The organism is Streptomyces sp. NPDC096193 (assembly GCF_040302905.1).
Taxonomy (GTDB): Bacteria; Actinomycetota; Actinomycetes; order Streptomycetales; family Streptomycetaceae; genus Streptomyces.
The window spans coordinates 181,056-192,566 of sequence record NZ_JBEOSJ010000003.1; the positions used below are offsets into that span (position 1 = coordinate 181,056).

General features: G+C 70.0%; 15 protein-coding genes and 3 tRNA genes. 10 read left to right on the plus strand and 8 right to left on the minus strand.

What is annotated here, in order from left to right:
• Positions 1–82 precede the first annotated feature (82 nt).
• Both htpX and ABTX78_RS06225 read left to right on the plus strand, forming a co-directional pair.
• Positions 83–946, plus strand: coding sequence for a zinc metalloprotease HtpX (gene htpX / locus ABTX78_RS06220; protein ID WP_352205653.1), 864 nt, complete (start codon positions 83–85; stop codon positions 944–946).
• Complete coding sequence (locus tag ABTX78_RS06225) at positions 943–1,335, plus strand: YccF domain-containing protein (protein ID WP_352205654.1); 393 nt, start codon at positions 943–945, stop codon at positions 1,333–1,335. The genes htpX and ABTX78_RS06225 overlap by 4 nt, the downstream gene beginning before the upstream one ends.
• A 119-nt stretch (positions 1,336–1,454) precedes the next feature.
• Here ABTX78_RS06225 and ABTX78_RS06230 read toward each other — a convergent pair whose 3' ends face one another.
• Positions 1,455–2,675, minus strand: coding sequence for an APC family permease (locus ABTX78_RS06230; protein ID WP_352205655.1), 1,221 nt, complete (start codon positions 2,673–2,675; stop codon positions 1,455–1,457).
• A gap of 85 nt (positions 2,676–2,760) precedes the next feature.
• Here ABTX78_RS06230 and ABTX78_RS06235 point away from each other — a divergent pair, with 85 nt between their 5' ends.
• Positions 2,761–3,030 (plus strand): GlsB/YeaQ/YmgE family stress response membrane protein, encoded by a 270-nt coding sequence (locus ABTX78_RS06235; RefSeq protein ID WP_352205656.1) that lies wholly within the window; start codon positions 2,761–2,763, stop codon positions 3,028–3,030.
• 79 nt (positions 3,031–3,109) lie between these two features.
• On the opposite strand, the gene ABTX78_RS06240 is transcribed toward ABTX78_RS06235, so the two are convergent.
• The 3 genes from ABTX78_RS06240 to ABTX78_RS06250 all read right to left on the minus strand — a co-directional run bounded on the left by ABTX78_RS06240 (position 3,110) and on the right by ABTX78_RS06250 (position 5,142).
• Positions 3,110–3,814: an alpha-ketoglutarate-dependent dioxygenase AlkB family protein gene (locus ABTX78_RS06240; RefSeq protein WP_352205657.1), complete on the minus strand. Its 705-nt coding sequence runs from the start codon at positions 3,812–3,814 to the stop codon at positions 3,110–3,112.
• Entirely contained in the window at positions 3,811–4,323 is a 513-nt protein-coding gene (locus tag ABTX78_RS06245) for a methylated-DNA--[protein]-cysteine S-methyltransferase (protein WP_352205658.1), read from the minus strand. The genes ABTX78_RS06240 and ABTX78_RS06245 overlap by 4 nt, the downstream gene beginning before the upstream one ends.
• Positions 4,324–4,653: 330 nt before the next feature.
• Positions 4,654–5,142, minus strand: coding sequence for a YajQ family cyclic di-GMP-binding protein (locus ABTX78_RS06250; RefSeq protein ID WP_313944715.1), 489 nt, complete (start codon positions 5,140–5,142; stop codon positions 4,654–4,656).
• 193 nt (positions 5,143–5,335) lie between these two features.
• Here ABTX78_RS06250 and ABTX78_RS06255 point away from each other — a divergent pair.
• Together ABTX78_RS06255 and ABTX78_RS06260 are read left to right on the plus strand one after the other, a co-directional pair.
• A tRNA-Tyr gene (locus ABTX78_RS06255) sits at positions 5,336–5,417 on the plus strand.
• Positions 5,418–5,711: 294 nt separating this feature from the next.
• Positions 5,712–6,179 carry an SRPBCC family protein gene (locus ABTX78_RS06260; RefSeq protein WP_352205659.1) on the plus strand — a complete coding sequence of 156 codons (468 nt, stop codon included), beginning with the start codon at positions 5,712–5,714 and terminating at the stop codon, positions 6,177–6,179.
• A 69-nt stretch (positions 6,180–6,248) separates the two neighbouring features.
• Here the strand turns inward: ABTX78_RS06260 and ABTX78_RS06265 are convergent, their stop codons facing one another.
• The 4 genes from ABTX78_RS06265 to ABTX78_RS06280 form a co-directional block, all read right to left on the minus strand.
• Complete coding sequence (locus ABTX78_RS06265) at positions 6,249–6,815, minus strand: GNAT family N-acetyltransferase (RefSeq protein ID WP_352205660.1); 567 nt, start codon at positions 6,813–6,815, stop codon at positions 6,249–6,251.
• 141 nt (positions 6,816–6,956) lie between these two features.
• Positions 6,957–7,454: a GyrI-like domain-containing protein gene (locus ABTX78_RS06270; protein ID WP_352205661.1), complete on the minus strand. Its 498-nt coding sequence runs from the start codon at positions 7,452–7,454 to the stop codon at positions 6,957–6,959.
• A 122-nt stretch (positions 7,455–7,576) separates the two neighbouring features.
• A complete protein-coding gene (locus ABTX78_RS06275; RefSeq protein ID WP_352205662.1) occupies positions 7,577–8,233 on the minus strand; it encodes an SDR family oxidoreductase in 657 nt (218 codons plus the stop codon).
• Between the two features lie 261 nt (positions 8,234–8,494).
• On the minus strand, positions 8,495–9,727 hold the full coding sequence (locus ABTX78_RS06280) for an amidohydrolase family protein (RefSeq protein WP_352205663.1): 1,233 nt from the start codon (positions 9,725–9,727) through the stop codon (positions 8,495–8,497).
• Between the two features lie 274 nt (positions 9,728–10,001).
• Between ABTX78_RS06280 and ABTX78_RS06285 the strand changes: the two genes are divergently transcribed.
• The 5 genes from ABTX78_RS06285 to ABTX78_RS06305 all read left to right on the plus strand — a co-directional run bounded on the left by ABTX78_RS06285 (position 10,002) and on the right by ABTX78_RS06305 (position 11,412).
• Positions 10,002–10,074 (plus strand) — tRNA-Thr (locus tag ABTX78_RS06285).
• Positions 10,075–10,120: 46 nt separating this feature from the next.
• A tRNA-Met gene (locus ABTX78_RS06290) sits at positions 10,121–10,193 on the plus strand.
• A gap of 89 nt (positions 10,194–10,282) precedes the next feature.
• Complete coding sequence (gene rpmG, locus ABTX78_RS06295; protein WP_003956487.1) at positions 10,283–10,447, plus strand: 50S ribosomal protein L33; 165 nt, start codon at positions 10,283–10,285, stop codon at positions 10,445–10,447.
• Positions 10,448–10,531: 84 nt separating this feature from the next.
• Complete coding sequence (locus ABTX78_RS06300) at positions 10,532–10,984, plus strand: FAS1-like dehydratase domain-containing protein (RefSeq protein WP_313944709.1); 453 nt, start codon at positions 10,532–10,534, stop codon at positions 10,982–10,984.
• On the plus strand, positions 10,984–11,412 hold the full coding sequence (locus ABTX78_RS06305) for a MaoC family dehydratase (protein ID WP_352205664.1): 429 nt from the start codon (positions 10,984–10,986) through the stop codon (positions 11,410–11,412). Before ABTX78_RS06300 ends, ABTX78_RS06305 begins: the two co-directional genes overlap by 1 nt.
• The last annotated feature ends 99 nt before the right edge of the window (positions 11,413–11,511 follow it).

An 11,511-nucleotide genomic window follows, 5' to 3' on the forward strand; every position in this document is an offset into this window, starting at 1 on the left:
TTGACCAGTACAGAAGGGTCCACTGGACAGTGGAGCACCACCACGCAAAGGGTCCCCTGCCGCACCACTTGGAGGGCGTACCGTGCACCGCCGGCACAATGGGCTGAAAACCGCCGTACTCCTCGGGGGACTGTCCGCACTCATCCTCGTCATCGGCAGTTTCTTCGGCCGTACGGGCCTGCTCGTCGCTCTCCTCGTGGCGATCGGCACCAATGCGTACGCCTACTGGAACAGCGACAAGCTCGCGCTGAAAGCCATGCGGGCCCGCCCGGTCAGCGAATTCGAGGCCCCACAGCTCTACCGGATCGTCCGCGAGCTCTCCACCGCCGCCCGACAGCCCATGCCCCGGCTCTACATCTCGCCCACGCAGGCGCCCAATGCGTTCGCCACCGGCCGCAACCCGCGCAATGCCGCGGTCTGCTGCACCGAGGGCATTCTGCAGATCCTCGACGAGCGGGAGCTGCGCGGCGTCCTCGGCCACGAGCTCAGCCATGTGTACAACCGCGACATCCTGATCTCCTCCGTCGCCGGAGCGCTCGCTTCCGTGGTGATGTTCCTGGTGAACTTCGCCTGGCTGATCCCCGTCGGCCGCTCGGACGACGACGACGGGCCCGGCATCCTGGGCTTCCTGCTGATCCTGATCCTCGGGCCGCTGGCCGCGTCCATCATCCAGCTCGCCGTCAGCCGTTCCCGGGAGTACGAGGCGGATGCCTCGGGCGCCCAGATCACCGGCGATCCGCTGGCCCTGGCGAGCGCCCTGCGCAAACTCGACGCCGGTACGAAACAGCTCCCCCTGCCGCCCGAGCCGCGGCTCGAGACCGCCAGCCACATGATGATCGCGAACCCCTTCCGGCCGGGCAGGGGACTGTCCAAGATGTTCTCCACGCACCCACCGATGGCGGAGCGCATCGCCCGACTCGAACAGATGGCAGGTCGTCGTCCGTGAAGACAATCCTGAACGTCATTTGGCTCATCCTGTGCGGCTTCTGGATGTTCCTCGGATACATGGTGGCGGGCCTGCTGCTCTGCATCACCATCATCGGCATCCCGTTCGGTCTGGCCGCGTTCCGCATCGGTATCTACGCGCTCTGGCCCTTCGGCTACACCGTGATCGACCGCCGGGACGCGGGCGCCCCGTCCTTCCTCGGCAACATCCTGTGGCTGATCCTCGCCGGCTGGTGGCTGGCGCTCGGCCACATCTTCACGGGTATCGCGCTGTGCATCACGATCATCGGCATCCCGCTGGGCATCGCGAACTTCAAGCTGATCCCGGTCTCCCTGGTGCCGTTCGGCAAGGAAATCGTCCCGTCGGACGAGGCGTTCGCGGTCCGCTGACGCGCAGGGGAACGGCGTGGGGAGTTCCTAGTCGTACGGGCGATGCGATGAGAGTTCGTACTTGTACGGGCGGTGCGAGGGAGTTCCCACTCGTACGTGCGGTGCGCCGGGCCGGCGCCTCAGCTGCGTCGACGGATTGCGTAGACAAGTGCGCCCGCCCCCACGACGGCCGCGCCGGACACCACCGACGCCAGAGGCAGCGCGAAGGCGAGCAGCACACAGCCCGCGAAGCCCGGAATGGCAAGCACTCGCCATCGGGAACCGAGCGTCCAAGCCGAAGCGTTGGCAATTGCGTAGTACATGAGCACGGCGAACGACGAGAACCCGATGGCTCCCCGCACATCGGCCGTCGCCGCCACCACCGCGACGACGGCCCCCACCGCCAACTCCGCCCGGTGGGGCACCCGGAAGCGCGGGTGCACTGCCGCCAGAGCGGTCGGCAGATGACCGTCGCGAGCCATGGCCAGCGTCGTGCGTGAGACGCCGAGAATCAGCGAGAGCAACGACCCGAGCGCCGCCACCACGGCACCCACCCGCACCACCGGTACGAGCCACTGCGCGTCCGCGGCCCGCGCCGCCTCCGCGAGCGGAGCGGTGGCCCGCCCCAACTCACCCGCACCCAGGACGGAAAGGACCGAGACCGCCACACACGCATAGACGACCAGAGCAATGCCGAGCGCCAACGGAACCGCACGCGGGATCGTCCGTGCCGGATCGCGGACCTCCTCGCCGAGCGTCGCGATCCGGGCATACCCCGCGAAGGCGAAGAACAGCAGACCGGCCGCCTGGAGCACACCGCCCGCAGAGACATCCGCCTCCACACCGAGGTGCCCGAAGTCGGCCGAGCCCGACGTGAGAGAGGAGACGACCACTGCCGCCAGGACAGCCAGCACCACCGCGACGATCACCCGTGTCAGCAGCGCCGATTTCTGAACTCCGGTGTAGTTCACGGCCGTCAGGGCAACCACCGCGGCGACCGCCACCGCATGCGCCTGATCCGGCCAGGCGTACGCCCCCACCGTCAGCGCCATGGCCGCACACGAGGCCGTCTTTCCGACGATGAACGCCCAGCCCGCCAGATAGCCCCAGAACTCGCCGAGCCGCTCACGCCCGTAGACATAGGTCCCGCCCGACGCCGGGTAGCGTGCGGCCAGCCGCGCGGACGACATCGCATTGCAGTAGGCGACGGCCGCGGCGAGTGCCAGTCCCAGCAGCAGTCCCGAGTCGGCGGCTCGTGCCGCCGGGCCCAGCGCTGCGAAAACGCCCGCCCCGACCATCGACCCCAGACCGATCATCACTGCATCGGACAAGCTGAGCGACCGTCTCAGCTGCTGTGTCATGTGCCGCACCTTACGGACCTCTGCAACCGCGGCGCGACGGTGGGACGTCTTCCAGAACACCACCGTACGAAAGGCAGGTCACGGCATGAGCATCATCGGCTGGATCATCCTCGGACTGCTCGCCGGGGCCATAGCCAAGATCCTCCTGCCGGGCCGCGACCCGGGCGGCCTGATCGGCACCACGCTCATAGGCGTAGCGGGAGCGTTCATCGGCGGCTGGATATCGGCCCGCTTCCTGGACCGGTCGATCAGCAACGAGTTCTACGACGGGCCGACCTGGGCCGCCGCGATCGGCGGATCGCTCGTGCTGCTGATCGCCTACCGGCTGCTCTTCGGCCACTCCCGCCTGCGCTGACCCGCGGGCGGGCCGTGCCGTCGACGCGAGGCCGCGCTCGCGCTGATCCGCTCCCGGGCGGTTCCGCGGAGTCGAGGCCTCAGCCGGGCAGGCCCGTCTCCCGCAGGGTGATGTTCAGCCGCCCGCCGCTCATGCCCGTCGCGGGGTCGGCCGTGCCCGGGTACACCTTCGGCACCCCGTGATAAGCGAAACGCGCCGGCCCGCCGAAGACGAACAGGTCGCCGGAGACCAGCTCCACATCGCGGTAAGGACGCCCACGCGTCTCGGTGTTGCCGAAGCGGAAGACGCAGCTGTCGCCGATGCTCAGCGACACCACCGGCGCACCGGAGCGCTCCTCCTTGTCCTGGTGCATCCCCATCCGCGCCGAGCCTTCGTAGAAGTTGATGAGTGCGGTGTCGGGGGCGTACTCGGCACTCGCCGCCACGTCATCGCCCTCTGCACGGTCCCGGCCGTACGCACCGCCCTCGCCGTACGCCGCCTGCACCGCGGCGCGGCCCAGCTCGACCAGCCAGTCCGGGAACGGGGAGACCCGGGCGCCGTTCACATCGTCAGCCGTGCGGGTGTACCTGTAAGGCTGCCAGTGCCAGCCGAGACAGACCGTCTGCACCGACATGACGCCCCCGCCCGGCAGCGCGGTGTGCCGGAGCGGGACGGGGCCGCGCGCCCAGGACCGGCACGCCTCCACCAGCTCCCGCTGGCCTTCCAGCGGCAGCCACCCCGGCACATGCACCGCGCCGGGGGCGACCACCGCCGGGTCCCTGGGGAACAGGGCCGCGCCGCTCACGACGCCGGCGTGCCCTCGATACCGAGGAGCCGTTGCTTGCGCTCCACTCCGGCGGCGTAGCCGCGCAGTGCGCCGTCCGAGCCGATCACCCGGTGGCACGGCCGGACGACCAGCAGCGGATTGCGCCCGATCGCGGTGCCCACCGCCCGCACGCCGACCCGTGACGTACCGACACGGGAGGCGATCTCCGCGTACGTCGCCGTCGTCCCGTACGGAATCTCCTCCAGCGCTGCCCACACCCGCCGCTGGAACTCCGTACCGCCGTCCACGTACTCGATGTCGAAGTGGGTGAGGCCGCCGTTGAAGTACGCGATCAGCTGCCGGCCGATCTCCTCGAAGGCGAGGGGGTCGTGCCGCCAGCCGTCCAGGACGACGGCGCCGCCCTTCTGCTCCGGCAACGAGAGGGAGGCGAGCGCGGTGCCGCCGTTCGCCGGGGCCGACTGCGCGCCGACCAGCAGCAGTTCGCCCAGCGGGCTGTCGATGGTCGTGTAGACCGTCGTGGCGGTCATGGCCCTGTCCTTTCCTCGCGGCATGCTCTGTGTCCTACGCCTACGAGTCTGCGCCGCCCGGACCGCCGAAGCTGGCGGGATTCGGACGTCACGCCAGGCACCCGCCGCTCCCGACCCGCCGCCGCCCGCCGCTCCCGACCAGCCCCGCCGGTTGCGGCCCGCCCGCCGCTTGCGCCCCGACCCGCCTCCGGCACTCCCGGCCCGCCCGCCGCTTGCGCCCCGGTCCCGCTCGCCCGTCTCACAGCCCCGGCCCGACCAGCCCGCCCGGACGAGGCGGGGGAGGAGCGGCCCGGCCGCTCCGCCCCCGGTCCGCCCGGCGAGCACCTGCGGTCAGCGGTAGTTCACGAACTGGAGGGCGAAGTCGAAGTCCTGCCCCTTCAGCAGCGCCTGCACGGCCTGCAGGTCGTCCCGGCTCTTGGAGCTGACCCGCAGCTCCTCGCCCTGGACCTGAGCCTTGACGCCCTTGGGGCCCTCGTCACGGATGATCTTCGCGACCTTCTTGGCGTTCTCCTGGGAGATGCCCTCCTCGATGGAGGCGAAGATCTTGTACTCCTTGCCGGACAGCTGCGGCTCGCCCGCGTCCAGCGCCTTCAGCGAGATCCCGCGCTTGACCAGCTTGGACTGGAAGACGTCGAGGATGGCCGTGACCCGCTCCTCGGAGTTCGCCTGCATGAGGATCTTCTCGCCGGACCAGGCGATCGAAGCCCCGACGTTCTTGAAGTCGTAGCGCTGAGAGATCTCCTTCGCGGCCTGGTTGAGGGCGTTGTCGACCTCCTGCCGCTCGACCTTCGAGACGATGTCGAAACTGGAGTCGGCCATGTCCTGTGGCTCCTTGTATCGGGTGAGTGGAGGAGCGGCCGGAATCCCCGAACCGCACGGGCAAGCCTAGCCACCCGCACCCGCCCCGAGCGCTGATCAATCCGGTGGCGGAGCACACCTGGGCATCAGGTATCGTTTACGTCGTTGCCACGGAGCACCGCCGACAAGCGGCCCTCCTGAGGCGACATCCCATGGCGGTGTGCCCGAGTGGCCAATGGGAGCGGACTGTAAATCCGTCGGCTTAGCCTACCCAGGTTCGAATCCTGGCGCCGCCACGCGAAGTGATGGCCCCTGATCTGCGGAAACGCCGGCCAGGGGCCATCGTCGTATACCCCGGGGCACGACCGTCTCGCGGCTGCACGTTCGCGCTCACCACCCGTAGTCAGGGACAGGCCGTGGACGAAACTCTCCGGCCGCGAACTGCGCAGGAGCCGTCCCCGCGGCGCCGGACCGTTCGACGGCGACAGACCCCAACCCCCGGCCGGCTCATTATCGTCATAGGATCGGCTTCCCAGGATCGGGCCTCGCAGGATCGGGCCTCGCAGGATCGGGCCTTCTAGGATCGGGACATGAGTCGGACCGACCGTGGCATCCGCCTGATCGCGGCCCCACCGGCGACCGTCTACGGCGCCTTCCTCGACCGGGAGTCCCTCGAAGCCTGGCTGCCGCCGGACGGTATGCGCGGGCGGATGGAGCGATGGGATCCCCGGCCCGGCGGCGGGTTCCGGATGGTCCTCACCTATCTCGACGCCGCCGACAGCCCCGGCAAGACCTCGGACGCGACGGACGTCGTGGACGTCGGGTTCGCCGAGCTGGTGCCGTCGGAGCGCGTGGTGCAGACGGCGGTGTTCGAGGCCGACGACCCGGCGTACGCGGGCACCATGACGATGACCTGGGATCTCACCCCCGTCGGTGACGGGACCGAGGTGACCGTCACCGCCACGGACGTGCCGCCCGGCATCGGCCAAGGGGATCACGAGGCCGGGATCGCCTCCTCGCTGGCCAACCTCGCGTCGTACGTCGAAGCCCTCGGCTGAGAGGTTCCCGGGACGGGTGCCCGCGAGCGCGGTGCGCGGCCATCACCGTCCGTGGAACGGGGCACAGTTCTACCGAAGTGCCTGCCGCTCCCATTCCGTGCGGGTCAGTTCGTACGCGACATCGCCGTGCTCCGAGCCCTCGATCACATCCGGCCAGTCCTCGGTGAAGCTGCGGACGTACGACAGGCCGGCCTTCTCCATCACCCGGCGGGACCGCGAGTTGACGGTCATGGTGTTCGCGGTCACCCGATCCACCCCGAGGTCCGTGAAACCCTTCCGGATCAGGGCGCGCGCCCCCTCCGTGGCGTAACCGGCGCCCCAGGCCGACGTGGTCAGGCGATAGCCCAGTTCGACCACGATGGGGCTGTCCTCCGACAGTGGACGGAAGGCGAACCAGCCCAGGAAGGTGCCCGTGGCCTTCTCCTCCGCCGCCCAGTAACCGCGGGTGCCGATGCACGGATGGTCGTGGAGCAGCCGGGGCAGCGTCTCATCCCGGATCACCTCGCGGCTCGTCGGACGGCCGCCGTTGATGAAGCGCATCACGGCGGGATCGTTGTCCAGCTCCAGCAGGCGGTCCGCGTCGGCCTCGGTGAACGCACGCAGGACGAGCCGCTCGGTTTCCAGGAAGATGCGCATGGCCGCATCCTCACGAGCGGCCGGTGGGACCGCCACCGGATTTCTCACCGGTGGCGGCGATGGTCCGGACGGGTACTGACCGGTGGCGGCGATGGCCCGGACGGGTACTGGCCGGTGGCGGCGATGGCCGGGCGGGCCGTCTCAGTCGGCCAGGAGGAAGGCCAGCTCCATCTCCCACTTGTTCATGTCCGGCTCGACGCGCGGGTCCGTCAGATACGACTCCAACCGGCAGCCCCACAGCTCCGAGCCTCCGACCTCCCTCATGTCCCAGGCCAGGCCTTCCTGCGCGGCCCACTCCCGCAACGCGGTGATGACGCCGAACAGCTGGTCCGGGTGGCCGACATGGGTGACGGTCGCGTACCGGCCCGCCGGCAGCATCCCGACCCTGATGTCGCCCTCGGGCTCCGGCAGGGAGTCGACGGGCAGACCGGCCTCGACCTCCGACTCCCCTTCCATGTCGATGCTGTTGAAGCGGAAGAAGGGGGCGCCGGCGAACTCGATGCCCCGGCCGGTCAGCCAGGCGATCAGTTCACCCAGCCGGTCGGCGATCGCGGCGAAGGAGTCCATCCGCACGGAACCGCGGATGAACACGTACGGCTGTTCCTCGAGCTCGACAACGGCGGGCTGGATTTCAGTCATCTCATTCCTCATGACATCAACGACTGTCCACAGGACGCGGATTCACCGGCGTTCAGTGTGACGAGATGTGGACCGAGCGACTGCTGCGGGACGAGATCGGATCCGACACGGCTGCCGGACGCTCAGCCGCCCGCGACCGCCTTCACTGCCTCGACCACCGGAACCGAGCCGCTGATCAGCTCCAGCGTCTTCCCGGCCGTACCCGGGGTCTCCAGCAACTCGGCCACGACCGCCGCGACATCGTCCCGCGGAATCGTCCCGCGGCCCGTCGACGGCTCCAGGCGGACCAGGCCCGTCCCGGCGTCGTTCGTCAGTGAACCCGGTCGCAGGATCGTCCAGTCCAGGCCGGTGCGGGAGCTGACGTACGCGTCCGCCTCGCCCTTCGCGCGCAGATAGTGGTCGAAGACGTCGTCGCCCGTGTGCTGAGGGTCCGCGCCCATCGACGACACCACGATGAACCGCCGTGCGCCCGCGCGTTCCGCCGCGTCCGCGAGCAGCACGGCACCGTCCCGGTCCACCGTGTACTTGCGCTCCACACTGCTGCCCGGTCCGGCACCCGCCGCGAAGACCGCGCCGTCCGCGCCCTGCAGGACGGCGGCCACCTCGTCGAGGGAGGCAGACTCCAGGTCCAGCAGGACCGGTTCGGCTCCAGCGTCCCGCAGGTCGTCGGCGTATTCCGGTTTGCGGATGAGGCCCGCCGGCTCGTGTCCGCGCGCCGAGAGCATCCGCTCCAGGCGACGTGCGATCTGACCGTGTCCTCCAGCGATGACAATGCGCATGAGTACGACGGTACGTCCGATGCGCTCCTCGCGCGCACGGACGGGCACGAGGCGCACGCGGCCGGCCCACACGCGACAGCCCCGGCCCGCCCCTGCAGACCGCCCGCGACAGCCCGGCCCCGGGCACGCGGTCAGCCCGCATCGCCCGCACACAGCAACCCGCCCGCACCACCCATCTGCCCACGCGGCCGACCCGCACCACAAAGCACGCGCCCCCAAGCACGCGCCCCCAAGCACGCGCCCCCAAGCACGCACCCCCGTTCAGGGGCAGGTGTCCGACCGCCCCTGCCGGGGCAGTTCGAGCGCGACCGCCGCCGCCGAGTCGCAGTACTCCCGCACCGCGCTCGTCCGTGCGACCACCCGCCCCCGGTGGATGACGATCCGGCTGTAGGCGAGTGACAGCACGCCCGAGAGTCGTTCGCCGCGTACCGCGAGCAGTTCGGCGGGAAAGCCTGCTTCCACCCGTACCTCCGGCAGGCCCATCGCCTCCCGCGCGTCCGCCGACACCGTCCCGTACGCCTCCTGCGGGCGCATCCCACCCTGAGAGGCCAGCAGATACGCGGGTTCCAGCGGATCGCCGCGTCCCACCGGGTTCGACACGTCCCGCAGGGTTCCGCCGCCCGCGGCCACCCGGACGCCGGCGGCGCGGAGCAGCCGGACCGGGGCGTTGCCGCGCTGTTCCACGGCGGCACAGCCGCCCTGCGGCAGACAGATGACGGTCACGCCGGCGGCCGCGAGCTGATCGGCGGCCCGGGACGCGATGTCGCGCGGCAGCCGGGCGAGGCCCGCGCACGGCCCGATCACGACACCGGGCCGCAGCCCGCCCGCCATCGCCGCCAGCCGGGCCAGCCGGGCGGGATCGTCGCCGTGGGTGTGCAGGTCGACCGGGCAGCCGTGTTCGGCGGCGACCTCCAGGACGGTTTCGGCGTATCCGCTGGGGTCGGGGTCGGCGTCCGGGCAGCCGCCCACCACGCCGGCGCCCATCTTCACCGCGTCCCGCAGCATCGCCAGCCCGTCAGCGCCCGCCGTGCCGGTGAGCAGCCGGGGGACGGCGACGGCCGTCAGATCGGCGAGCCCGCGCAGCGAACGCCGCGCCTGGAGTACCGCCTCCAGCGGGCCGAGTCCCTGCACGTCACCGATGCGTACATGCGAGCGCAGCGCCGTCGCCCCGTGCCCGAGCTGGAGCAACGCGGCTTCGGTGGCCCGTCGCTGGACATCATCGGTCTCGTACGAGACGGGGCCGGCGGAGTCCGCGGTGAGGGCGGTGTCGCCGTGGCCGTGTGCCTCGGCCGGTGCGGGCAGCAGGAGGTAGCCGCTGAGATCGACGCGCGAGGAGTGCGGGGAGAGGCTGCCCGCCGTGCCGACCGCCTCGATGAGCCCGCCGCTGAGCCGTACGTCGACGATGCGGCCGTCTGTCAGCCGGGCACCGCACAGCAGCAGAGCGGTGCTGTCAGCGGTGGCGCCGTCGGAGGGCTGCGGCTGGCTGTCGGGCATCGCGCTCCTGTGTGGGGCGGTGGGGCTCGGGCCGCGGGACGGAGAAGCGTGATCACGCAGCGTGTGCTCGAGCCTAGGGGCGCACCGACCGCGCTTCGAGGAGGAGCGCAATAGTCGTACCGGAGTGGCCTCATGTGGCGTACGGGACGGGCGGGGCGAGGTCCGCGTGTCACGCCCGCTCAGGGCTGCCTGCGTGGCGGGTCGGAGGCCGGACAGGGGGCCACGAAACGGATTTGGGCGAACGGCGAGAGACCGTGTAATGTCTTCATCGCTCGCCCCAATAGCTCAGTCGGTAGAGCGTCTCCATGGTAAGGAGAAGGTCTACGGTTCGATTCCGTATTGGGGCTCTGATGTCGGTGATCCTCGCCTCCGGGCGAGGGGATCCGGTATCGCAGCGGTGTAGCTCAGTCGGTAGAGCAAGCGGCTCATAATCGCTGTGTCACCGGTTCAAGTCCGGTCACCGCTACACACAGTAGCCGATTGCGGGGTCGGTCCTTCGATCGGCTACTCTTTTATGCGTTCATCCGTCCAATAGTCCGTCCAAGGAGCACTCACGTGGCTGCCACCGACGTCCGCCCGAAGATCACGCTGGCCTGCGTGGAGTGCAAGGAGCGGAACTACATCACCAAGAAGAACCGGCGTAACAACCCGGACCGTCTTGAGATGAAGAAGCACTGCCCGCGCTGCAACTCGCACACGGCGCACCGCGAAACGCGCTGAATCAGGCTCGTATACGAGGCCGTCCCCACTCGGGGGCGGCCTCGTGTCGTTTGTATGGTCAATCTGTCAGGAGGGAGCCAGTCCATGGCGCTCGACCAGTCCTTCGTGGGGCGGTCCTATCCGCCCACCTCGCCCTATGAGGTCGGCCGGGAAAAGATCCGCGAGTTCGCCGAGGCGGTGGGTGACGCCAATGCCGCGTACACCGACCCGGAGGCCGCGAAAGCGCTCGGGCACGCCGATGTGATCGCTCCGCCGACGTTCGCCTTCGCGATCACCTTCCGGGCCGCGGAGGACGTCGTCGCGGATCCGCAGCTGGGCCTGGACTACTCCCGTGTGGTGCACCGCGACCAGCGGTTCGCGTACACCCGTCCGGTGCGGGCGGGCGACCGGCTGACCGTCGTGTCGACCATCGAGAGCATCAAGTCCCTTGCGGGCAACGACGTGGTGGAAGTCCGCGGCGAGGTGCACGACGAGACCGGCGAGCACGTGGTCACCGCGTGGACGAAGCTGGTGGCGCGCGCCGCCGAGGAGGCGTGATGACGGCGAAGATCTCTTACGCGGACGTCGAGGTCGGCACCGAACTGCCGGCGCAGGGCTTCCCGGTGACCCGGGCGACGCTGGTGCGGTACGCGGGTGCCTCGGGGGACTTCAACCCGATCCACTGGAACGAGAAGTTCGCGACCGAGGTCGGGTTGCCCGATGTGATCGCGCACGGCATGTTCACCATGGCCGAGGCGGTTCGCGTGGTGACGGACTGGGTCGGCGACCCGGGCGCGGTCGTCGAGTACGGAGTCCGCTTCATCCGGCCCGTCGTCGTGCCGAACGACGAGAAGGGCGCGCTGATCGAGGTCAGCGGCAAGGTCTCGGCGCTGCTGGACGACAAGCGGGTGCGGGTGGACCTGGTCGCCACGAGCGAGGGCGAGAAGGTGCTGAGCATGTCCCGCGCCGTCGTTCAGCTGGCCTGATCTCCGGTACGCAGCAAGGGGACATACGGAAGGGGCCGGCGAGGTGACCACCAAGGCCTACGCCGACATCCCCACGCTGGTGCGCAACAAGATCCTCGA